General features: G+C 71.5%; 16 protein-coding genes and 1 pseudogene. 11 read left to right on the forward strand and 6 right to left on the reverse strand.

What is annotated here, in order from left to right; all coding sequences use genetic code 11:
- The first annotated feature begins 79 nt into the window (after positions 1-79).
- Entirely contained in the window at positions 80-1,252 is a 1,173-nt protein-coding gene (locus tag ACFZBB_RS00055) for a serine hydrolase (RefSeq protein WP_391116210.1), read from the forward strand.
- A gap of 52 nt (positions 1,253-1,304) precedes the next feature.
- On the opposite strand, the gene ACFZBB_RS00060 is transcribed toward ACFZBB_RS00055, so the two are convergent.
- Positions 1,305-1,790, reverse strand: coding sequence for a DUF5990 family protein (locus ACFZBB_RS00060; RefSeq protein WP_391116212.1), 486 nt, complete (start codon positions 1,788-1,790; stop codon positions 1,305-1,307).
- An 89-nt stretch (positions 1,791-1,879) separates the two neighbouring features.
- Here ACFZBB_RS00060 and ACFZBB_RS00065 point away from each other — a divergent pair, with 89 nt between their 5' ends.
- Positions 1,880-2,083, forward strand: a complete 204-nt coding sequence (locus ACFZBB_RS00065) for a helix-turn-helix domain-containing protein (protein ID WP_188283279.1) — start codon at positions 1,880-1,882, stop codon at positions 2,081-2,083.
- Between the two features lie 8 nt (positions 2,084-2,091).
- Positions 2,092-2,562 carry a Clp protease N-terminal domain-containing protein gene (locus ACFZBB_RS00070; protein ID WP_391116214.1) on the forward strand — a complete coding sequence of 157 codons (471 nt, stop codon included), beginning with the start codon at positions 2,092-2,094 and terminating at the stop codon, positions 2,560-2,562.
- 21 nt (positions 2,563-2,583) lie between these two features.
- Here the strand turns inward: ACFZBB_RS00070 and ACFZBB_RS00075 are convergent, their stop codons facing one another.
- Both ACFZBB_RS00075 and ACFZBB_RS00080 read right to left on the reverse strand, forming a co-directional pair.
- Entirely contained in the window at positions 2,584-3,369 is a 786-nt protein-coding gene (locus ACFZBB_RS00075) for a helix-turn-helix domain-containing protein (RefSeq protein WP_391116217.1), read from the reverse strand.
- Positions 3,370-3,586: 217 nt separating this feature from the next.
- Complete coding sequence (locus ACFZBB_RS00080) at positions 3,587-4,603, reverse strand: zinc-binding dehydrogenase (RefSeq protein WP_391116219.1); 1,017 nt, start codon at positions 4,601-4,603, stop codon at positions 3,587-3,589.
- 235 nt (positions 4,604-4,838) lie between these two features.
- Here ACFZBB_RS00080 and ACFZBB_RS00085 point away from each other — a divergent pair, with 235 nt between their 5' ends.
- The 3 genes and pseudogenes from ACFZBB_RS00085 to ACFZBB_RS00095 all read left to right on the forward strand — a co-directional run.
- Complete coding sequence (locus tag ACFZBB_RS00085; RefSeq protein WP_391116221.1) at positions 4,839-5,312, forward strand: group II truncated hemoglobin; 474 nt, start codon at positions 4,839-4,841, stop codon at positions 5,310-5,312.
- A gap of 208 nt (positions 5,313-5,520) precedes the next feature.
- Positions 5,521-6,747: a cytochrome P450 gene (locus ACFZBB_RS00090; protein WP_391116223.1), complete on the forward strand. Its 1,227-nt coding sequence runs from the start codon at positions 5,521-5,523 to the stop codon at positions 6,745-6,747.
- Between the two features lie 123 nt (positions 6,748-6,870).
- Positions 6,871-7,184, forward strand: a pseudogene (locus ACFZBB_RS00095) (methyltransferase type 11); the annotation flags it as partial.
- A gap of 39 nt (positions 7,185-7,223) precedes the next feature.
- Here the strand turns inward: ACFZBB_RS00095 and ACFZBB_RS00100 are convergent.
- Entirely contained in the window at positions 7,224-8,090 is an 867-nt protein-coding gene (locus tag ACFZBB_RS00100) for a Gfo/Idh/MocA family oxidoreductase (protein WP_391117431.1), read from the reverse strand.
- 666 nt (positions 8,091-8,756) lie between these two features.
- Here ACFZBB_RS00100 and glnII point away from each other — a divergent pair.
- Together glnII and ACFZBB_RS00110 are read left to right on the forward strand one after the other, a co-directional pair.
- The gene (glnII, locus tag ACFZBB_RS00105) at positions 8,757-9,776 is read left to right on the forward strand and encodes a glutamine synthetase (protein WP_391116225.1); all 1,020 of its coding nucleotides are present in this window, start codon (positions 8,757-8,759) and stop codon (positions 9,774-9,776) included.
- 125 nt (positions 9,777-9,901) lie between these two features.
- Positions 9,902-11,908, forward strand: coding sequence for a hypothetical protein (locus ACFZBB_RS00110; protein ID WP_391116227.1), 2,007 nt, complete (start codon positions 9,902-9,904; stop codon positions 11,906-11,908).
- 18 nt (positions 11,909-11,926) lie between these two features.
- Here ACFZBB_RS00110 and ACFZBB_RS00115 read toward each other — a convergent pair whose 3' ends face one another.
- A complete protein-coding gene (locus tag ACFZBB_RS00115) occupies positions 11,927-12,439 on the reverse strand; it encodes a GNAT family N-acetyltransferase (RefSeq protein ID WP_391116229.1) in 513 nt (170 codons plus the stop codon).
- A gap of 157 nt (positions 12,440-12,596) precedes the next feature.
- Positions 12,597-18,062, reverse strand: a complete 5,466-nt coding sequence (gene pulA / locus ACFZBB_RS00120; RefSeq protein WP_391116231.1) for a pullulanase-type alpha-1,6-glucosidase — start codon at positions 18,060-18,062, stop codon at positions 12,597-12,599.
- A 450-nt stretch (positions 18,063-18,512) separates the two neighbouring features.
- On the opposite strand from pulA, the gene ACFZBB_RS00125 reads away from it, so the two are divergent.
- The 3 genes from ACFZBB_RS00125 to ACFZBB_RS00135 all read left to right on the forward strand — a co-directional run bounded on the left by ACFZBB_RS00125 (position 18,513) and on the right by ACFZBB_RS00135 (position 21,848).
- Positions 18,513-19,811, forward strand: a complete 1,299-nt coding sequence (locus ACFZBB_RS00125; RefSeq protein ID WP_391116234.1) for an extracellular solute-binding protein — start codon at positions 18,513-18,515, stop codon at positions 19,809-19,811.
- A 122-nt stretch (positions 19,812-19,933) separates the two neighbouring features.
- Positions 19,934-20,914 (forward strand): carbohydrate ABC transporter permease, encoded by a 981-nt coding sequence (locus tag ACFZBB_RS00130; protein WP_188283291.1) that lies wholly within the window; start codon positions 19,934-19,936, stop codon positions 20,912-20,914.
- Positions 20,915-20,927: 13 nt separating this feature from the next.
- On the forward strand, positions 20,928-21,848 hold the full coding sequence (locus tag ACFZBB_RS00135; protein WP_391116236.1) for an ABC transporter permease subunit: 921 nt from the start codon (positions 20,928-20,930) through the stop codon (positions 21,846-21,848).
- Positions 21,849-21,882 lie beyond the last annotated feature (34 nt).

Genomic DNA, 21,882 nt, shown 5'->3' on the forward strand with positions numbered 1-21,882 from the left:
GCGGGATGGGCGCAAAGGTTCACAAGATGGAAACCGGGATCTCAGCGGAATCCAAGAAACGATTCATACGGTCCTCCGCATGGATGACGAACAGACGTCCGGCGGAGCTGGGGGTGAAGCCGGGAGCGGGGCCGGAGGCGTGGCGGGAGACGCGCCCGCGGACACAGCCTGGGACGATGCCGGGAACGAGACGGGGAGCGGGGCCGCCGCGCACTGGTGGACCCGGCGGCCCCTCGTGGTGTCCACCACGACACTCACGGTGATCGCGGTGCTGACGCTGGCCACCGTCATCCAGTCGCCGTCCGCGCGGGCCGGGGCGGACGGGAAGGCGGCCAGCGGCGCGACGGGCGGGGCGTCCCCCTCCCCCTCCCCCGCCACCGCGAAGCCCTTCACCCCGGCGCAGGCGCCCTCGACCACCACGCCTCCGACCACCACGCCTCCGACCACCACGCCGCCCTCCCCCTCGGCCGCTCCCCCGCAGAAGACGACGGCCACGCCCGCGCGGGACGCCCAGGCCGAACTGGGCGCGGCGATCAAGGCCCTGTCCGACACCGGCTCCGGGCACTTCTCGGTCGCCGTGACCGAGTTGGGCGGGGACAGCGACGACAGCGGCAGTACGGTCGCCACGTACGACAGCGGCGACACCACGACGTACGACACCGCGAGCATCGTCAAGGTCGACATCCTGGCGGCGCTGCTGCTCCGGCATCAGCACGCGGGTACCCAACTGACGTCCGAGCAGCGCGACTTGGCCACCGACATGATCGAGCAGAGCGACAACGACGCGGCGCTCGCCCTGTGGAAGGCCATCGGCAGCGGCCCGGGGCTGGCGTCCGCCAACGCCTCGCTCGGCCTGAGCCACACCACCCCCGGCAGCGGCGAATTGTGGGGCCTGACCCAGACCACCGCCGCCGACCAGATCACCCTGCTGCGCGCGGTCTACGGCGACGGCGACGACTCCCCGCTCAGCGCCGCCTCACGTGACTACATCTCGGACCTGATGCACGCGGTCACCGCCGACCAACGGTGGGGCGTGTCGGCGGCCGACTCCGGCGGCGGCGACTACGCGCTCAAGAACGGCTGGCTGCCGCGGAGCGCCACCGGCCTGTGGGACGTCAACAGCATCGGGAAGGTCGAGCACGACGCCCATACGCTGCTGGTCGCGGTGCTGTCCGGCGGCCATGTGTCGGAGCAGGACGGGATCGCGCTGGTGGAGCGGGTCGCGCAGGCGGCGGCGAAGGCCGTGACGTAGGAAGAAGGCCGTCCCGCAGGAAGCCGCCCAGGGGTGCCCAGGACTCCGGCGCTCAGCCCGCCGACCAGGCGATGACCGGCGGTACGACGCGGGCGCACAGCGGGTGCCCCTTGGCGTCGGTGAGGCCGAGGCGCCCGGTGAGCCGCCCGGACCGTACGGCGGCGGCGAGCACGTCCGGCTCGACGGCTTCGAGCAGCAGCTTGGCGCGACGGAACATCGCGAAGGTCCCGTCCGCGCCGACCGCGCCCCAGGACAGATAGACGAAGCGCCCGCCCGGCCCGCCCTGCACCCACGGGCCGGTCAGCTCGGTGCCGTCCTCGACCGTCCGCGCGACGCACTCCAGCGTCCATACGGCGCGGTCCGCGTCGCCGGGCGTCGGGTCGAGCAACTCCCCTGGTTTCGCGCGCCGTTGAACGGCGACGTGGATGTCCGTGTATCCGGGGAAGCCGGGGGCCGCGGCGCACGCGCGACCGGGAAGGCCGGTGCCTTCGATGCGGAGCGTGACGGGCGTGGAGGTGCCGGGCGTCGCTGGGGCCATGCGGTCATTCTGGCACCGCGCGCGTCCGGCCGGACGGGTTTGTCAGTTTGGATTGACGCGATACCGCGTGTCAGCCTAGCCTGACATCCATGGATACCAACAGTGTCTCCGCGGCCGTGAACTCGGACGACCCCGCGGTCGGCCTGCGGGCCGTCGGCGCGCTGCACCGGCTCGCCGAACAGGTCGAGGCCGCGCATGTGGCGCTGGCCCGCAGGCAGGGCTGGTCGTGGGAGCAGATCGGCGACGCCCTCGGGGTGTCGCGTCAGTCGGTGCACGCGAAGTACGGAAAGTGAGGCGCCCGATGCCGGAGAACACCGCTCACGCCCGGTTCAAGCTCGTCATGGAGCAGGCGGGCGAGGAGGCCGCCCGGCGCGGCGACCGCCGGATCGGCACCGATCACCTGCTGCTCGCGCTGCTCCGCGACGAGTCCGCCCAGCCCGCCCGCGCCCTCGGCGTCACCCTCGCCCAGGGGCACGCCGCCCTCGAAGCCCTCGACCGGGCCGCCCTCGGCTCGCTCGGCATCCACCTCGACATCCCCCTCGCCCCGCCGCCGGTCCGCGGCCGGCGCCGTATCACCCTCAATTCGGCCGCCCGCGCGACCGTCGTCGCCGCCAAGCACGAGGCCGAGCGGGAGCGGCGCGGACGCCGTATCGAGCCCCGCCATCTGCTGCTCGCGCTCCTGCCCGCCCCGCACCCGGACCCCGCCGCGACGCTGCTCAGCGCCCTGGACCTCGACCCCGCCACCGTCCGCGAACGCCTGGCGGGCTGCTGAGCCCACCCCCGCCGGGCGGTCCTACGCCTCCGCCGGAGCCAGATCGTGCGGCTCGATGCCCAGGACCCGGTGGAGTTCGCGCTCGCCGAGCGCCGTGACCTTCACCGCGCGGCCGGTGCCGATACGGGTGGCCCAGGCGCGGGTGAGGACGAGGCGGCAGAGTTCGGCGCCCGCGGTGCCGCCCAGGTGGGGGCGCCGCTCGGTCCAGTCGAGGCAGGGGCGCGCCAGCGGACGGCGGGACGAGGGCGACCCGGACAGATCCGCGCCGAGGTCGGTGAACCAGGCCACGCCGTCGTCGGTGAGGGCGAAGCCGGTGTCCTGCCGGAGCAGGCCGTTGCCGGTCAGCGCGTCGGTGAGGGCCACGCCCAGCCGACCTGCGAGGTGGTCGTAGCACGTACGGCCGCGCGCCATCGCCCGGCCCGCGCTGTGCGCCCGCAGCCCGGCGCCGGTGGTCCGGGGTACGGCGACGGCCACCCGTTCCGCCATGTCCTCGACGAATCGGGCCGCTTCGGGGCCGGCCAGGCGTACGTAACGGTGCCGCCCCTGGTGTTCGCGGGCCAGCAGTCCGCCGTCGACCAGGCGGGTCAGGTGCTCGCTCATGGTGGACGGCGCGACCCCGCAGTGCCGGGCCAGTTCCCCGCTGGTCCAGGCGCGCTGGTCCAGCAGCACCAGGCAGACCGCGGCCCTGGTCTCGTCGGCCAGGAGCGCGGCGAGGGCCGCGAGCCGGGGGACGGCGGGGTCGGCGAGCGCGGGGGTACGGGGGTCGCCGGTCCTCGGCGCCCCCGGGGTCCTGGTGCGGGCGGTCATGCCCCCATCCTCGCCCCGCGACGTTTCGGCGGCCACCGAAAGGTCGGGGGCGGGAGGGCGCGGGGTCCGAGGCGGTACGGGGACGGGCGTCGGTACGGAGACGGGCGTCGGTACGGGTTCGACCGTCGGCGGGAACCGTCCTTCGGCCCCGAGCCCGGACCCGCGCAACGGACGGCGGGCCCGGGCCGGTTGGACCGGCTGCTCGTGTGACGAGGCGTCAGTCGGTGGGCGCGGCCACGTCGATGAGCACCTTGCCGATGACGCTGTCCTCAACCGCCTGGTGGGCTTGGGCGGTCTCGGCAAGGGAGAAACGGTGGAAGGGCAGCCCGGCGTCGGGGCCCGCGTGGAGGGCGTCGTCTGCGACGGCGGCCGTGACCGCCGCGACGGCGTGGGCCTTGGCGGCGGGCGGGACCGTATAGACCAGGACACCCTGCCAGCGGAGGTTGAGCGCCATGGACGGGCGGACCGGCACGGTGGCCGAGGCGTCGTCGTCGGCGTAGAAGGCGATGACGGCGTCGGGGGCGGCGACGGCCCGGTCGAGGGCGGCGTTGGCGGCCGGGGCGACCTCGACCACGATGTCGACGCCGTCCGGGGCGATCCGGCGGATCTCGGCGGCGGCGTCCTGGGCGCGGTAGGCCACGACGTGATGGGCTCCCGCGGCCCGCGCGAGGTCGCCCTTGGCGGGTCCGCTGACCGTGCTGACGACGGTGGCCCCGGCCCAGCGGGCGAGCTGGATCGCGGCGTTGCCGACGGCGCCCGCGCCGCCCGCGACCAGGACCGTACGTCCGTCGAGGGCGCCGGGGGCGAGCCGCTCGGGGCCGCCGTCCGCGACGGTGAGGGCGCGGTGCGCGGTGAGGGCGGGGATGCCGAGGCTCGCGCCGAGGTCGAAGGAGGCGTGGTCGGGCAGGGCGACGGCCTGGCCCGCGGGCAGCGCCACGTACTCCTGCGCGGTGCCGTCCGCGCGGCCGTACGCGGCCTCCCAGATCCAGACGCGCTCGCCGATCCGCGTCTCGGGGACGCCGGAACCGACCGCGTCGACGACGCCGGAGCCGTCCTGGTTCGGCACCTGCGCCGAGGCGGGGGCGGTGCTGCGCCGCGACTTCCAGTCCGTCGGGTTGACGCCGGAGACATGGACGCGGACCCGTACCTCGCCCGGCCCCGGCTCCGGGACCGGGCGCTCGGTGAGCGTGAGGACGTCGGGGCCGCCGTTGCTGGTGTAAGTGATCGCCTTCATACCGCGTACAAGTGACGTGCCCGCCCGTTTCTTCCCCGTGGCCGGAATCCACTGCTCCATTTGATCCGCCCGCCGCGTAAATCCCGGTGCCCGCCGGGCGGCCGGGTGATCCTTGGCCGCAAAGCACCGGCCAGGCCGACTCTGGCCGGAACCACCGGCCGGGCTGCCCCTGGCCGCGAACATGACGCGGCCGGGACGTCCCTGGCCGCGACCACCGGCACGACCTGGAGCGCCCATGACCACTCCGGATTCCCCCGTCGACCGCACCGGCACCTTCTACGAAGCGGTCGGCGGCAGTGACGCCCTGCGCCGCCTCATCGACAGCTTCTATGAGCAGGTCCTCGTCGATCCGCTCCTCGCCCCGGTCTTCGTGCACTTCACCCGGGCCCACATCGACCATGTCGTCGTCTGGCTCACGGAGGTCTTCGGCGGCCCCGCCGAGTACACCGCCCGCCTCGGCGGCCACCAGGCCCTGCTCTCCCAGCACCTGGGCCTGCGGATCACCGAGGAACAGCGGGCGCGCTGGGTGGAGTTGATGCTCGCGACCGCCGTGAAGGAGCTGCCCGCCGACGCGTTGCTGCGGCAGCGCTTCGCCGAGTACATCGAGTGGGGCACGCGGATCGCCATGTCGGTCTCCAACCAGGAGAGTTCCGATCTCGGCGACCCCGGTCCCGTACCGCACTGGGGCTGGGACGGGCTGGCGCGGTAGCCCGGGTATTCCGTAAGCAAAAATTCGTCGCCAACGGCCCCGGCGGGAATATTCGAAGTAACCCCGTCCGAAATTCTCTCCGACGGGAATCGGCAGGTGGACGTTTCCGCATTCACCGCTCAACCCCTTTACGGGACGGTCGAGTTCGGAGTCGTAGCCCTTTTGGGCAGCTGTTCGTCCGGCGAGCGCGCTTGTTATGGTGCCGGGCATGAAAACCTCCGAAACGCTGACACCGTTACTGCTCGATCATTTCGGCCAGAACCAGCACGAGGAGAACGTCAAGCTGCGCGCGCTCGGCCCGGTGGCGCTGGTGGAACTGCCCGGCGGGGTGCCGGCCTGGACCGTCACGCACCACGAGACGCTGCGGCAACTGCTGGTCGACCCGCGGGTGTCGAAGGACCCGCGACAGTGGCCCCGCAACACCGAAGGGCGGCTGCCCGAGGACTGGCCCCTGCTGAACTTCGTCAGCCTCCCCGGGATACTCACGCGCGACGGCGCCGAGCACCGGCGGCTGCGCGCGCTCGCGGGTCAGGCGATGACGCCCCGCCGAACGGCCGCGCTGCGCCCGCGGATCGAGGAGCTGGCCCACCGCCTGCTGGACGAAGCGGCCGCGCGCGGCGACGAGTTCGACCTGCGCGAGGATTACGCGCTCCCGCTGCCGGTCAAGGTGATCGCCGAACTGCTGGGCCTGCCGCCGATGGACGGCGAGCGGCTGCGTACGCTCTCCGACGCCGTGCTCAGCAGCCACCCCGCGGCCAAGGGCAACCAGACGCAGGAGGCCCAGGACCAGCTCCTGGTCCTGCTCGCCGAGGCGGCACAGGCCAAGCGCGAGAGCCCCGGCGACGACCTGACCAGCGCGTTGATCGCCGCCGGCGAGGAAGGCGACCGGCTGAGCGAGGACGAGGTCGTGGTCATCATGCTCACCGTGCTGGTGGGCGGCCACGAGACCACCGTCAACCTGATCACCAACGCGGTCAGGGCGCTGCTCGCCAACCCGGGACAACTGGCACGGGCCCGGTCCGACGAGGTCTCCTGGGGCTCCGTCATCGAGGAAGTCGTGCGCTACGACTGCCCGGTCGGCCACTTCCCGCTGCGCTACGCCCTTGAGGACATCCCGGTCGGCGACGTGGTGATCCGGCGCGGCGAGGCCATGCTCGCCTCCTACGCCGCGGCCGGCCGTGACGACCAGCAGTTCCCCGACGCCGACAGCTTCGACGTCGCGCGCCCCAATTCCCGCCAGCTCTCCTTCGGAAACGGCCAGCACTTCTGCATTGGCGCCGGACTGGCGCGGCTGGAGGGCGAGATCGCGTTGAGCGTCCTGTTCGAGCACTTCCCGAAACTGCGGTTGTCACGGCCGTCGGGGTGCCCGGTGCAGTCGTTCATCATCAACAGCGCCAGCGAACTGTGGGTTTCCGGTTCGGGCTCGGGTTCTTAACTCAGGTACGCAACTCCGGGAGCGGCTCGGGTTCCGGCTCCGGGTCGGGTTCTGGTTCTGGTTCTGGTTCCAGCTCCGGCTCCGGCTCCGGCTCCGGCTCCGACTCCGGCGAATAGGCCGTAACTGCGCCCGACGGGCCGCCTGATCGTCGTCCGTCCGACCGACCGGCACCTGGCCGAACTGCGGCACCGCGTACGGGCCATGGTCACCGTCGACCCCGCCAAGGAACAGCGCCTGCACCACGCCGTCGACCCCCACTTCATGGCCGCCAGGACCGAGCGGGTCGACTACCTCGCCCCGCTCACCGGTCCGACGCCCTGGACCTGGTGGGCATGTCACCGAGCGCCCGCCACGTGAGCCGCGCGGACGTCGGGAGCGGCCCGCTGCCAGGACACGTGACCGTCTCCGTCCTGGCCACCGCCTACCGGCCGCGGTGACCGTCCGGCGGCGGAGCCGAGTGATCCGCTGGACAGGTCCTAGGCCAGGGCCGACTCCGCCGCCGCCAGGATCTCGGTGACGCGCAGGCCGAAGCGGGCGTCGCAGGCGTGCGGAGCGCCGGAGGTGAGCGCGGTGATGGCGTGGGCCAGGGAAGCCGTCGCCTCGCCCGCGACGCCGTCGGGGTAGGTCACGACGCCCTGGTCCCCGCGCAGTTCGATGACCACGCCCGCGGCGGCGGGCGGCGCGGTCAGCGTCAGGGTGGAGGTGCTGGAGGCACCGGAGTCGTGACGGAGCGTCAAATGTACGGTGTCGCCCGGGCCGTTGGCCGCGGTGACGGCGGTGACGTCCCCGAGTACGGGCAGCAGGACGGACAGCGCGTGCGGGCCGACGTCCCACAGGCCGCCCTTCTCGCGCCGCCACGGCGAGTCCGCGAAGGGGTTCTCGTCTCCGGTGAAGACGGCGCTGTACCAGTCCGCGCGGCCGGTGTACCACTCGCCGCGCGCCGCCTGCTCCTCGATCCACCCGGCTGTCGCCGGGTCGAAGCGCAGGGTGAAGAAGACCACCGACCCGACTCCGGCCGCCGTGACGGCCTCGGCCACCGCCTTCGCGTCCTCCACGGTCGTCGCCACCGGCTTGTCCAGCAGCACGTGACGGCCCGCGCGGGCCGCCGCCACCGCCAACGGCGCCTGCAAATGCGGCGGCAGCGCGACCGCCACCGCGTCCACATCCGCGATCAGCGCCTCCGCGTCCCCGTACGCCCGCGCACCGAACTGCGCCGCCACCTCAGCCGCCGCCTCCGGCCTCCGGCCCCAGACCCCGACGAATTCCACCTCCGGATGGGCGGCGAGAGCGGGTCCATGGGCGAGCCGGGCCCAGGGGCCGGTGCCGAGAAGTCCGAAGCGCATGGTCATGACGGCGAGCCTACCGGCGTCCCGCCCGGTCACGGCTACGCGGTGGGGTTCGCCGGGGGGGGGAGTGCGCGCGAGGGGCTGCGCCCCTGCGGCACCGCTGCGCGGTGGGGTTCGCCGGTGGCTCACCTTGGGTGGGCACCCTCCCGCGCCGGCTCACCCTCGCGGCTGAACGTGCGTGGGAGCCGCCTTGCGTCAGCTCACCGCGATGCCCTTTTTTTTGCCGCCCTCTCGCCTCCGGGCGCTTAGATCCGGTGTCGACGGTCGATCGTGCTCGTTCGCTCGTTCCTCGCTCTCTGTGCGCGTTCTCCCTTTCAACACCGGCGCGCCCTTCGGCTCGCCGGCTACCGGCGAACCCACCTCGCGCAGCCGTTCCGCAGGGGCGCAGCCCCACGCACAAACACACCCCAGCGGCCAACCCCACCGCGCAGCGGTGCCGCAGGGGCGCAGCCCCTCGTGCAAAACGCCCCCCAGCGGTGAACCCCACCGCGCAGCGGTGACAGGCGGGGCTCCTGGGGCGTTGCCGCTGGTCACGTGGGGGCGTTCACAGTGGGTTAACACGTGGGCAACAGTCGGGAAAAGGGATTTTGCGACGCTGCGGGTGGCTCGATCAGCGCAGCTCGGCCAGCACCCGCGAAGACTGTTCGTTAAGGATGGCGTCCCGTGACCTACAAGGCTGAGTACATCTGGATAGACGGCACCCTGCCGACCGCGAAGCTGCGTTCCAAGACGCGCATCCTGGCCGACGGCGCCGAGCTCCCGATCTGGGGCTTCGACGGTTCCAGCACCAACCAGGCGGAGGGCCACGCGTCCGACCGCGTACTCAAGCCGGTCTCCTCGTTCCCCGACCCGATCCGCGGCGGGGACGACGTCCTGGTGATGTGCGAGGTCTTCAACATCGACGGGACGCCGCACGAGTCCAACACGCGGGCCGCGCTGCGCGAGGTGGCGGAGAAGTTCGCGGCGCAGGAGTCGCTGTTCGGCATCGAGCAGGAGTACACGTTCTTCCAGGGCTCGCGTCCGCTCGGGTTCCCCGAGGGCGGGTACCCGGCGCCGCAGGGCGGCTACTACTGCGGGGTCGGCGCGGACGAGATCTTCGGCCGTCCGGTGGTCGAGAAGCACCTGGAGAACTGCCTGGCCGCGGGCCTGGGCATCTCGGGGATCAACGCCGAGGTCATGCCGGGGCAGTGGGAGTTCCAGGTCGGGCCGCTGAGCCCGCTGGAGGTCTCCGACCACCTGTGGATGGCGCGCTGGCTGCTGTACCGCACGGCGGAGGACTTCGGTGTCTCGGCGACGCTGGACCCGAAGCCCGCCAAGGGCGACTGGAACGGCGCGGGCGCGCACACGAACTTCTCGACCAAGGCGATGCGCGAGGGCTACGAGGCGATCATTGAGGCCGCCGAGTCGCTGGGCCGCGACGACAAGCCGCTGGAGCACATCAAGAACTACGGCGTCGGCGTCGAGGCGCGGCTGACCGGCGCGCACGAGACGGCTCCGTGGAACGAGTACAGCTACGGCGTCTCCAACCGCGGCGCGTCGGTGCGTATCCCGTGGCAGGTCGAGGTGGACCAGAAGGGCTACATCGAGGACCGCCGCCCGAACGCGAACATGGACCCGTACGTGGTGACGCGGCTCATGGTGGACACGTGCGGTACGGCGCTGGAGAAGGCCGGACTGGTCTGAACTGCGTCAACTCCGTTGTACAGGGCGCCCGTCACGGTCAGGTGACGGGCGCCCACGCGCGGCGGGACCGCCGCGCGCGGAGCGGTATCTCGTGACCATCGGATGATCCACTCGTTTGACGGGGCGTGAACACGCGCTCAGCAGAAAGCGATTCCGCCGATGACGAGCCCGGCCCGGTCGCTGTGGAAGAGGCGGAGGCGGCGCTCGTCGAGCACTACCCGCGCCTGGTACGGCTGGCGTATCTGGCGCTGCCCACCGCGCTCGGCACGCATCGCAGAGTGCTGACCGCGCACCGCCTGGTGCAGCGGTCGTTGCCGCGCGACCGGCGGTATCCGCCGCAGACGGCGGGCGCGACGGACGGGCCGCGCGGTGAGGCGTACGCGCTGCTGCGGCACGAGGTATTGCGCGAGGCGCTGGCCTACGGGCGGCACTGCGGCGGGCGTGGGGGCCGGCGGGAGCGTGTGCGTACGGCCGCCGCCGGTGGTACGGCGCTGCCGCAGGTCGTCGGCTTGCGGCTGCATCCGCGGGCGGGCGGCAGCGAGGAGTTGGCGCTGGACCGGGCGCTGGCGGAGTTGGCGCCCGAGGCGCGGGCGGCGTTCGCGCTGCGCGGGGTCGAGGAGTTGGCCGACGCCGAGGTGCTGGCCGTGCTGAGGGCCGCGGGCGCGGCCGATCCGCGCGGCGCGATGCGGGCGGCGGCGGCCGTCAAGGGCGGCCAACACCTGCTGACGGGCGGTGAGTTCGATCCCTGCACGCTCCAGGTGGGGCCGACCGACCTGCTGCGGCGCAGGCAGCGCAGGCGCGCGGGTCTGGTGACCGGGGCGGCCGTCGCGGTGGCCGCCGTGCTGGTGTCCGGCTGGGCGGTGTGGGGCAGCGGCGGCGACGGGGGTACGGCGTCGTACGCGGCGCCGGGCTCTCCCGCATCCGGTGCCGGGGACGCCCGCGCGCTCGATCCGGCCGCTCTCGTACGGCCGGACGCGGCGCTGTGGGCGTCGACCGCGCGGATGGACTTCACGGCGTGGCCCGCGCGCGGCGGCCGGGCCGACGACAAGGCGCTGCTCGGCCGGGCGCTCGCGGTGTGGGCGCACCCCGGCGCGGACGTGGACGTCTCCTCGACGCCCGGCACTCCGCGCAACGCCCCTGCCCAGCCACCGCAGTTGCTCTTCGCGGGGAATGTCGACGCGGCGGCGGTGGTGATCTTCTACGACGGTCTGCGGATCGTCCGTTACGCGCAGCCGCGCAGCGGTTCGGGGCGCGCCGCGCTGGACTTCGCGCAGGTGCAGGACGCCGATGTGACGACGGCGGCGGCGGTCGTGGTCGACCGGGTGGACGGCAACACCCGTTTTCTGACCGCCCCGTGGATCGCGGACGCGCAGACCCGCGATCTGATGCGGCCCAACGTCCTCGGCGCACCGCTGCACCGCGACGCGGACGGGGTGACCGATCCGGTACGGATGCCGGGCGCGGGGGCCGCCGCGGGTGCGTGCGGCAGCGCCTGGCCGGTGGTGCAGCTCACGTCGTCCTCGAGGATCGTGGAGAGCCACACCTTCCTGCTGACCGACCTCGGCGACCTGTCGCCGGTCCACCTCACGTACACCCCGCCTCCGGGCGACGGTGTCCCGGCGCGGCAGCCGCGTGAGGCCACCGGGGCTCAGGCACTGGTCAGTTGGGCGCACAACGCCTGCTATCTGGGCGAGTTGCGCGGGCAGGGCGTGAAGGCCGTCAACAACTGGGAGTTCGCCCGTACCCCGCTGCCCGAGGGCGGCGGCGAGGCGTCCTGGACCTGCGCCCGCGCCGACACCTGGCGCGGCCCGGGGCAGGCCACCGTGACCTTCGTCCCGCCGTCCTCCCCCGCCGCCGCGCCCGGCACCGTCGCCGGCCGGCAGACCGACGGCAACGCGTGCAGCCGCTTCGGCCAGCACGTCATGGCGGGCGTCATGTGGCAGTCCCCCCGCTCCCACTGGTACCTCGTCGCCGCGGGCAGCCGCGATGTCACCCGGATCACCGCCACGGCGGGCGTCCACGCCTCCGCCGACGGCCCCTACCTCTCCACCCGCGCCCCCCGCGGCACCCGCGCCACCCTCACCGCCCACCTCACCACCGGCGCCACCCTGACCCCCCTGCCCGCCTCGTAACGCCCGCGTCCACCGGGGCTATTCGTGGGCCGGTTGGGGGGTGGGGGCTGGGGTGGGGACGGTGAGGCGCATGCGGACGTGGTCGCCGGTGCGGCCGTCTTCCTGCCAGCCCTGGTGGGTGTAGAAGGCGCGGGCACGGGCGTTGGGGGCGAAGACTTCGAGGCGGGCGGTGGTGAGGCCCGCGGCCTGCCAGACCGCGACGCAGGCGCGGTGCAGGGCGGTGCCGGTGCCGGTGCGCCAGACGGAGGGGTCGATGTGGAAGTGGAAGAGGGTGTTCTCGTCGTGCCGGGCGGCGAGCACGGCGAAGCCGACCACCCGGTCGTCCCTGACCGCGCACAGCACGGTCCGGTCGTCCGAGGAGATGGCCCTGGCCGTACCCACGCGCTGTCGTTCCAACTCCGCGGGACCGCTGTACTCCTCGGCCGGGAGGTGGCCCGCGTAGTAGCTGGCGCGGGCGCGGGCGTGGATGTCCGATATCGCGCTCAGGTCTTCGGGCGTGGCAGGGCGGACCCTGATGTGCGGGGAGCTCATGTGGGCGTGGACGCATCCAGGGCAACATTGGTTCCCTCCGGCGTACGACCCGGCCGTAAAACTTGACGCGCCAAGGGGAGCCCGCGGTTCCCGCCGTCCGCGATTCAGTGCGGAAACGGCCGGATCGGGGGCTCCCCTCACGGGCGCCCGACGGTCCTCAGCGACCGGTTCTGAACACCGCCACCGTCCGCCCCGGCACGGTGAAGGTCCCGGTCCCCGCCGCGTACGTCGAGGTCCTGACGACCGGGTCGGTCCCGGCCGCCTGCACCGGGTGCAGGGCGTACGAGGTTCCGCGCGCCGCCTCCACCCGCTGCTTCTGCGTCGTCGGCGTCGCGTTGAAGACGATCACCAGGTCACCGGCCTTCATGGTGATGACGCCCGGCGTCTCGTCGGGGCCCGACAGCGGGAAGGAGACCTGCTGTTGGACCTGGGCCGCGGTGCCGAGCCGGAAAGCGGGCTCGGCGGTGCGGATCCGCAGCAGATCCTGGTACGCGGCGGAGGCCGCGGTGATCTGCGCGCAGCCGGGGCTGAGCTGGGGCTGCGTCAACAGCGGCTTGGCGTAAGGCCACTTGGCCTGGTTGTCGGCCGCGGGGGGAAGTCCCCGGCCGAAGCCGGTGCCGTCGGCGCACTGCCAATGGATCGCGTTGAACCAGTCCCCGGAGTCGAAGGAGTTGCGGTCGAGGGACTTGGAGCGCAGCAGGTCCGAGCCCGCCTGGTAGAGCGCGGGGCCCTGGGAGAGCGCGGCGGTCGCCTCGGCGACGACCTGCATACGGGCCCGGTCGGCGGCCGAGGTGCCGACGGGGAGCTTGAAGGCGAGGGCGTCGTAGAGGGATTCGTTGTCGTGGGCGTCGACATAGGCGAGGGCGTCGCCCGGCGCGTCGGCGTATCCGGCGGGTGCGCCGTTGTAGTCGATCTCGGCTCCGGTGACCCGCTTGCCCGCCGAGTCGGTGAAGCCGAACTCCTTGAGATTGCCAGTGAGTCCGACCTTGATGAGGTCCTGGTAGTGCAGCAGCCGGGCCTTCTGCTCGGCCGGAGTGCCGTTGTTCACGGAGGAGTTGGGGTCGGTGTAGAGGCCGGAGGCGAAGCCCTGCACGCCGGGGTCCTCGTCGAACGGACTGCCGCCGCGTACGGCGTCGCGTGCCCGGTCGGAGAAGGTCGCGATACCGGTGCCCGCCATGTTGGCCTGGGTGGCCTGGACGAAGCGGGCGTCGTCGGCGACCTCGCCGAAGTTCCAGCCCTCCCCGTAGAGGATGATCTTCTTCCCGTCCACGCCGTCGTGACCGGGCGTCAGCGCGTCCAGCGCCTTGCGGACGGCGAGGATGTTCGCCTTGGGGTGGTGGCCCATCAGGTCGAAGCGGAAGCCGTCGACCTTGTACTCCTTGGCCCACGTGACGATCGAGTCCACGACGAGCTTGCCCATCATGGTGTTCTCGGGCGCGGTGTTGGCGCAGCAGGTGGAGGTGGCGACCGAGCCGTCCGGCATCAGCCGCTGGTAGTAACCGGGCACGATCTTGTCGAGGACGGAGGTGTCGGCCTGGCCCGCCGCCGAGGTGTGGTTGTAGACGACGTCCATGACCACGCGCAGGCCCGCGTTGTTGAGGCCCTGCACCATCTGCCGGAATTCCGTGGTGCGCTGCGGCCCGTCGGGGTTCTTGGCGTAGGAGCCCTCGGGCACGGTGAAGTGGTAGGGGTCGTAACCCCAGTTGTAGGCGTCCTTCGCTGCCGCCGCGGTCACGCACGCCTGCTGCCGCTCGCTGTCGGGCGCGTACGAGGCCAGGTCGCAGGCGGGCTTCGCCTGGTCCCGCTCGCGTTCGGGCACCGTCGAGAAGTCGAAGGCGGGCAGCAGGTGGACGTAGTTGACGCCTGCCGCGGCGAGCGCCTTGAGGTGGGTCATGCCCGCGGACGAGGTGTCGGTGAAGGCGGCGTATTTCCCGCGGTCGGCGGCCGGGACGGTGCTGTCGGCCACCGAGAAGTCGCGGATGTGCAGCTCCTGGATCTGCGCCCGGCCGATCGGCGCCGCGGCCGGTTTGGCCTGCCGCTCCCAGCCCTTGGGGGCGAGCTTCGGGTCGTCCAGGTCGACCAGCAGGCTGCGCTTGGAGTCGGTGGTCAGCGCGACCGAGTAGGGGTCGGTGACCTTGTTGACCACGAGCTTTTGGACGCTGGGCGCCCAGACGGTGACGTCGTACAGATACGTCTTCCCGGTCCACGACCGGCTGCCGGTCACCGACCAGACGCCGCTGGCCTTGTCCCGCCGCATCGGTACGGTCCTGCCGTCGATCTCCACGCTCACCCGGTGCGCGGTCGGCGCCCACAGCGACAGCCGCGGGGTGCCGTGCGTGAAGACCGGGCCGAGGGTGTCCTTCGCGGCGGCGGCGCCGTAGACCGCGTCGAGCACGCCCTGGGTCTGGACACCCGTCGCGGCCAACAGGGCTCCGTTGGCGGCGCGTTGGGTGGCGATGATCTGGCCGCTGAGCGCGTCGGTGGCGCGGGGCCGGTCGCGCGGGTCGATCGTGAAGGCCGAATACCCCTTGAGCTGCGGGTACTTGGCAAGCTGGGCGTCGGTGAGACCGGTCGCGACCTTCGTCAGCCGCAGCCACTTGCCCTCGCTCGACAGCGCGCCGTCCTTGACGGTGATGCCGCCGTCGGGCGCGTAGACGAGCTGCTGGGACGCCGCCGCGGCGGAGGTCCGCCAGGCGACGGTGTCACGGTCGATCCACTGGGCCTGCGACTTGGTGAGGTCCAAGTCAGCTCCTGATCCCTGGGGTTGCGGCAGCAGATACTTTTCCGTGCCGCCGAGCAGCCACACCTCGTGGCCGGTCCCGGTCAGGTCGAGCGACTGGTCGCTGGGCAGGTCCTTCGCGTCGCCGTTGTGCAGGATGTAGCTGAGCGAGGTGGCGCCCGCGGCCAGCGGGACCTCGTACACCGCGCCGTAGGAGTCGGTCCGGGCCGGCCTGACGGGCGACGACCAGTCGGTGGGGGTGGCCGCGCCGGTCCAGACGTGCAGGCCCCAGCCGGTGTAGTCGCCGTCCGCGCGGTGGTAGTGCAGGACGGCCTTGCCGGTGTCCTGCGGCGGGTAGGCGCCGTCCGGCGCGGTCGTGGCCACGTCCGGGCTGCCCTGCTTGATCCACACCTCGCCGGTCGCGGTGAGGTCGATCGCGCGGTCGCCGTCGGTGTCCTTGACGCCGTCCTTGTTCACGACGATGAAGCCGACATTGGACGCGCCGGACTTGAGCTTCACATAGGCGAAGGCGCCGTACGCGTCACGGCCGGTGAAGGCGTGGCCCGCCGGGTACGTGGTGGCCTCGCCGTCGGCGATGTCGCCCCAGGTGTACAGGCCCCAGTCCGCGTAGTCGCCGTCGGTCCGCTGGTAGTGGACCACCGCGTAGTCGTGGCTGATCGCGGTGGGCGGCGGGGTGACCGGGGTCGTACCGGTGCTGGTCGCGGCGGTGGCCGCGGCCGTACGTCCGGCGGCGTCCACCACAACGGCCTTGTAGCGTACGGGCGTTCCGGCCGCCGTCTTCGGGTCGATCGTCTGCGTCACCTTGTACGGGGCGTGGTCGGCAGAACCGAGCACCTGCCACGTGGCGTTGCCGGTCTGGGCGGCGAAGACCACCCGGTTGAGGCCGCCGCCGCTGACGTCGGCCGTCAGCTCGACGGTGCCGGTGGCGCCCGCCTCGGGTGCGGCCAGCGTGATCGTCGGCTTCGCGGTGGGCGCGGGCAGCGGCTTCGCGGCCTGGTAGACCACCGAACTCAGCGCGGGCACCGTCACCTTGAGCGAACCGTCCGCGCCCGTGGTGAGCGTCCCGGTCGTCCCGTACAGCGCCCGGTACGCGGCCTTCGCCGCGCCGGCCGCCGGGATCGTGACCGTCTTCGCGGCCGTCGCGTTGTTGACCGCGACCAGGTAGTCGTCACGGGTCTTCGCGTCCGTGCGGGAGTACGCGTAGACACCGGCCGCCGTGCCGGGCTCCGCGTACCGCTCGGTCTGGACACCGTCGCGCAGCGCCGGGTGGTCCTTGGTGAGCTTCGACAGCGCGGCGATGGCGCGGTAGAGCGGGTGCGTCGGGTCGTACGCGTCGCTGGCGTGCGTGCGCACCGTACCGATCTCGTCGTCGTCGAGGTAGTCCGCGACCTGGGAGGCGAACATCGTCTGCCGGGCGTCCTTGTCGCCGCCCGCGCCCGTGAAGCCCTGCTCGTCGCCGTAGTAGACGACGGGGTTGCCCCGGCCGAGGAACATCAACTCATTGGCCAGCCGGTCCCGTCGCACCAGCTCGGCGTCGTCCGCCGCCGGGTTGTCCTGCTTCAGGAAGGAGCCGATCCGGCCCATGTCGTGGTTGCCGAGGAAGGTGACCTGCTCGTACGCGTTGGCCTTGTCCGTCGTGTAGCGGTAGTCCTGGCCGTAGACCCCGGCGAGCTTCGCGGGCGCCGCGCCCTGCGAGGCGTAGGCGCGGGCCGCGTCCTGGAAGGGGAAGTCGAGCGTCGCGTCGAGGCGGCCCCGTGTGACGTACGGCGAGGTGATCGCCGGGTCGGCGGAGTACGTCTCGCCGAACATGAAGAAGTTCGGCCGGCCGTGCTTGGCCGCGTAGTCGTCCAGCGCGGTCGCCCACTGCGTCCAGAACGGCAGGTCGACGTTCTTGACCGTGTCGATCCGGAAGCCGTCGATCGCGAAGTCCTTGACCCACTTCTCGTAGATCCGCTCCATGCCGCTGACGACCTCGGGCCGTTCCGTCCACAGGTCGTCCAGGCCGCTGAAGTCGCCCTGGTCCGCGCTCTCGCCCGCGAAGGTCGAATCGCCGCGGTTGTGGTACATCGTCGGGTCGTTGAGCCAGGCCGGCACCTTCGCGTTCCTCTGGTCCGCGGGCACGGTGGGCGTGCGCGGGAACGACGCGGTCGTGACCTTGGGGAACGTCGCCTTCCCGGCCCCGTTCCCGCCGTCGGCGTAGGTGCTGTCGTCGAAGGGGGTGCCGTCCGCGGCGAGGTACGGGAACGCGCCCTTGGACAGGTAGGTGTACGTGTTCTCCGCGTTGCCGATGACGTCGGCCGTGTGGTTGGTGATCACGTCGAAGAAGATCTTCATGCCCTTGGCGTGCGCCGCGGTGATCAGCCTGCGCAGGTCGTCGTTGGTCCCGAAGTGCGGGTCCACCTGGGTGAAGTCCGTGATCCAGTAGCCGTGGTACCCGGCGCTGGCGTCCGTGCCCGTGCCCTGCACCGGCCGGTTCTTGAAGATCGGCGCCATCCAGATCGCGGTGGTGCCCAGGCCCTTGATGTAATCCAGCTTCTGCGTCAGGCCCTTGAGGTCACCGCCCTGGTAGAACCCCTTGTCCGTGGGGTCGTACCCGGTGGTCAGCCTGCCGCCGGTCAGACCGCCCTTGTCATTGGCCTTGTCCCCGTCGGCGAAGCGGTCCGGCATCACGAAGTAGAACTGCTCACGCGTGGCGTCGTGCCGCGCGGCCTGCCCGGCGAGCGCCTTGTCCGACGGCGGTGGTGGCGGGGCGGGCACGCCGTGTGCGGACGCGGCCGGTACGGCCAGCGCCACGAGCGCGGCCAGCGCCGTGGCGACGGCGGTGCTTCTGATACGTCTACCGGTCCGCGACCGGTACGCGGGCAGCCTGAACGGCAGGGCCACGGGCGGTTCTCCTTGCGACTACTCCGCCTGACGGCGGACAGGGGACAGCCTCGCGCCGGGGCCCCACGCGCATGAAAACCCGGTGCAGCTCCGGCATCGGCGCCGGAACGAACTTGACCGGGACCGTATCCCCGTAGGGCTGCTTACAGCAAGGCCTTGTAAGGGATTCCAGCCCGCGATCCGCCGGGTAACGCTCCCCAACTCCCCTTCCGTACAGGTCTTCCCGCCGTCCGGCATCCCCCGGCCGTCCACGGCCCGCACCGCGTTCCGCCTCCCCGAGCGGGCGTCGCACGGTGGTAACGCGTTCGTCACATTGGAAGGGTTCTTGCAGAAAGTTGCTTGCAAGGACTTTCGCAAGGGATTGCATCGCTGTTACGTTCCTGCCCAGCCCGAGCAGTGGAGCCAGTCGGATCTGGGCGAACGGGCACTTCCCTCTTCAAGGAGTCAGGTATGCGACGCGGCATATCCGCCGTGGCGATGGCCGCGGCCATCGTTCTCGGGGTGACCGCCTGTGGCGGTAGCAGTGACAGCAAGGATGACAAGGCGTCGGCGGCGAAGGACCCGGCGGCGGTGACCGGGTCGATCACGTACTGGGACACCTCGGACGCGAAGAACGAGGCTCCGACGTACAAGGCGCTGATCGCGGACTTCGAGGCGAAGTACCCGAAGATCAAGGTGAACTACCAGAACGTGGACTTCACCACGGTGGAGCAGAAGTTCAAGGCGGCGGCGCAGAGCGGCAAGGGCGCGCCGGACGTGATCAGGGCGGACGTCGGCCTGATCCCGGAGTACGCGTCGCTGCACTACATCGCGCCGCTGGACGGCACGGCCGCGCTGACGGACACCGGCGACTTCCTGGCGGGGCCGCTGAACACGACGAAGTACGACGGGAAGACCTACGGGGTGCCGTCGGTGACGGACACCCTCGGGCTGCTCTACAACAAGGACATCTTCGCGAAGGCGGGGATCACCGCGCCGCCGAAGACGTGGGACGAGCTGATCGCGGACTCCAAGAAGATCAAGGAGAAGGTGCCGGGGGTCGCGGGCACGTACGTGAACCCTGACTCGTACTTCCTGTTCCCGCTGCTGTTCGGCGAGGGCGCCGACCTGGCGGACCCGGCGGGCAAGAAGATCACGATCAACTCGCCCGAGGCGGTCAAGGCGGTGACCAAGGCCAAGGAGGTCTACGACACCTCCTCGCTGAAGGTCGACTTCGCGAGCGCGTACGACAACATGCAGACGTCCTTCAAGACCGGCAAGGTCGCGATGCTGATCCAGGGCCCCTGGTCGGTCAGCGACGACCTGGCGGGCAGCGCCTTCCAGGGCAAGGAGAGCAACCTGGGGTACGCGCCGGTCCCGGCCGGTTCGACCGGCAAGGCGCTGGCGCCGACCGGCGGTCACGACCTGGCGGTCTACCAGGGCTCGAAGAACCTGGACGCGTCGTACCTGTTCACGCAGTTCATGACCTCCTCCAGCAGCCAGCAGCAGATCGCGCTGAAGAACGGCACGCTGCCGACGCGGACGTCCGCGTACACCGCCGAGGTCACCAAGAACCCGCAGATCGCCGGGTTCAAGCCGATCATGGACACCGCCCGGCCGCGGGTGGCGCTGCCCCAGGTCGGCAGCCTGTTCACGCCGCTCCAGCAGCAGTACATCAAGATCCTTCAGGGTGAGACCTCCGTGAAGGACGGGCTCGACACGGCGGCGAAGGAGTTCGGCAAGCTGCTGCCCGGATTCACCGTCCAGTAGCCCCCTTTTCTCCGGGCCGGCCGGCCGGGGCCCCGCCACCTGAACAGGCGGGGCCCACGCGCCCGGCCGGCCGGTCCGGTCCATTCCTGAACAGCCACAAGACCCGACAGAGCCGAGGAGCGATGACCACCGCCACCATGGACACCCCCGCCCGGGGCAAGGCCCCCCGGCCGGGCCTCAGGACGTCGCTGCGGCGGTCCTGGGACAAGTACTGGTACGCCTGGGTGATGGTCGCCCCGGTGCTCATCGTCATCGGCGTGCTCGTCCTCTACCCGCTGGTGTACGGCATCTACCTGTCGCTCACCAACGCGACCGAGATGAACGTCGCCAAGGACATCGGCCCGGTCCACATCGGCGCCACGTACGACTTCGTGGGCCTGCACAACTACTGGCAGATCATCTCCGGCAAGGACGGCGACTTCTACCCGCGGCTCCAGTGGACGGTCATCTGGACCGTGTCCTGCGTCGCGATCACCTACGCCATCGGCCTCGGCATGGCGATGCTGCTCAACCGCCCGGTGCGCTTCCGCCTCTTCTACCGGCTCGCGCTGATCCTGCCGTGGGCGGTCCCCGCCTTCATCGGCGTCTTCGCCTGGCGGCTGATGTTCAACTCGCAGTACGGCGTCTTCAACGACATCATCACGCACATGGGAATGCCCGCCCAGGACTGGCTGGGCACCCCCTTCGCGCAGAAGATCGCGGTCATCATCGTCAACGTCTGGTGCGGCGTGCCGTTCATGATGGTGGCGACCCTGGGCGGCCTCCAGTCCATACCCAGCGAGCTGTACGAGGCGGCCGAGATGGACGGCGCGACGCCGTTGCAGCGGTTCCTCAACGTGACGCTGCCGGGCCTGCGGCCGGTCACCAGCACGGTGATCCTGCTGAGCACCGTGTGGACGTTCAACATGTTCCCGATCATCTTCCTGCTGCTCGGCAACAACACCACAGGGGACACCGACATCCTGGTGACGTACGCCTACGAGAAGGCGTTCACCGGAGTGTCCGACTATTCGGGCGCCGCGGCCTACGGCATCGTCATCCTCCTCATCCTTGTGGCCTTCTCCACCTTCTACCGCCGCCAGTTGAAGTCCGAGCAGGCATAGGAGCCGGATCACCATGAGTGCCACCACCCACAGCGGCCCGGCCGCCACCGCCCCCGCCACCCGTACCGGCGCGGCCCCCGGGTCCGCCGCGCGCCGCAAGTACCGCCCGCGCGGCACCCGCAGCCGCGGCGCCTCGCTCGCGCTGCACGCCACCTTGCTGGTGGCGAGCGCCGTCGCGGTCTTCCCCGTGCTGTGGATCGTCTTCATCTCGCTGGGCCCCAGCACCTCGTGGCAGCAGCCCGGCGAGGTCATGCGCCATCTGAGCCTGGGCAACTACCGGTTCGTGCTCTTCCACACCAACTTCCCCAAGTGGTTCCTCAACTCGGTGATCGTGGCCGCGGCCACCACGGTGCTCGGCGTGCTGATCGCCTCCAGCGCCGGATACGCGATCTCCCGGATGAAGTTCCCCGGGCACAAGTCGCTGATGTGGACCTTCCTGATCACGCAGATGTTCCCGGTGGCCGTGCTGATCGTGCCGCTGTACAACCTGATGGCGCAGCTCGACCTGATCGACACCTACCTCGGCCTGGTCCTGGTCTACTGCACGATCTCGGTGCCCTTCTGCGCCTGGATGCTCAAGGGGTACTTCGACACGATCCCGCGCGACATCGACGAGGCGGGCCGGGTGGACGGCCTGACCCCGTTCGGCACCTTCTGGCGGCTGATCGTGCCGCTGGCCCGGCCGGGCCTCGCGGTCACCGCCTTCTACAGCTTCCTCACCGCGTGGGGCGAAGTCGCCTACTCCAGCCAGTTCATGAGCAACAAGCACTCCACGCTGGCGGCGGGCATCCGCACCTTCGCCTCCGACCAGCGCGCCGACTGGGGCAGCATGACCGCCGCCTCGGTCGTGATCGCGATCCCCGCGGGCATCGTCTTCCTGCTCGTCCAGCGCCACCTGGTGGCCGGCCTCACCGCCGGAGGCACCAAGGGCTGAGGCCCGCGAGGGCCCCGCGAGGGCCCGACCGTCC

Origin of the sequence: Streptomyces sp. NPDC008139, assembly GCF_042957025.1 — a bacterium.
In the GTDB taxonomy this organism is placed as follows: Bacteria; Actinomycetota; Actinomycetes; order Streptomycetales; family Streptomycetaceae; genus Actinacidiphila.

What these genes read in the sequence shown, in the direction of transcription:
- ACFZBB_RS00080 (WP_391116219.1), bottom strand. Translation starts at nt 4,603, where the DNA reads ATGAAGGCGATCACTTACACCAGCAACGGCGGCCCCGACGTCCTCACG.
- ACFZBB_RS00090 (WP_391116223.1), top strand. Translation starts at nt 5,521, where the DNA reads ATGAAAACCTCCGAAACGCTGACACCGTTACTGCTCGATCATTTCGGC.
- ACFZBB_RS00100 (WP_391117431.1), bottom strand. Translation starts at nt 8,090, where the DNA reads ATGCGCTTCGGACTTCTCGGCACCGGCCCCTGGGCCCGGCTCGCCCAT.
- ACFZBB_RS00065 (WP_188283279.1), top strand. Translation starts at nt 1,880, where the DNA reads ATGGATACCAACAGTGTCTCCGCGGCCGTGAACTCGGACGACCCCGCG.
- ACFZBB_RS00135 (WP_391116236.1), top strand. Translation starts at nt 20,928, where the DNA reads ATGAGTGCCACCACCCACAGCGGCCCGGCCGCCACCGCCCCCGCCACC.
- ACFZBB_RS00075 (WP_391116217.1), bottom strand. Translation starts at nt 3,369, where the DNA reads ATGACCGCCCGCACCAGGACCCCGGGGGCGCCGAGGACCGGCGACCCC.
- ACFZBB_RS00130 (WP_188283291.1), top strand. Translation starts at nt 19,934, where the DNA reads ATGACCACCGCCACCATGGACACCCCCGCCCGGGGCAAGGCCCCCCGG.
- ACFZBB_RS00085 (WP_391116221.1), top strand. Translation starts at nt 4,839, where the DNA reads ATGACCACTCCGGATTCCCCCGTCGACCGCACCGGCACCTTCTACGAA.
- ACFZBB_RS00055 (WP_391116210.1), top strand. Translation starts at nt 80, where the DNA reads ATGGATGACGAACAGACGTCCGGCGGAGCTGGGGGTGAAGCCGGGAGC.
- ACFZBB_RS00060 (WP_391116212.1), bottom strand. Translation starts at nt 1,790, where the DNA reads ATGGCCCCAGCGACGCCCGGCACCTCCACGCCCGTCACGCTCCGCATC.
- ACFZBB_RS00125 (WP_391116234.1), top strand. Translation starts at nt 18,513, where the DNA reads ATGCGACGCGGCATATCCGCCGTGGCGATGGCCGCGGCCATCGTTCTC.
- ACFZBB_RS00115 (WP_391116229.1), bottom strand. Translation starts at nt 12,439, where the DNA reads ATGAGCTCCCCGCACATCAGGGTCCGCCCTGCCACGCCCGAAGACCTG.
- ACFZBB_RS00070 (WP_391116214.1), top strand. Translation starts at nt 2,092, where the DNA reads ATGCCGGAGAACACCGCTCACGCCCGGTTCAAGCTCGTCATGGAGCAG.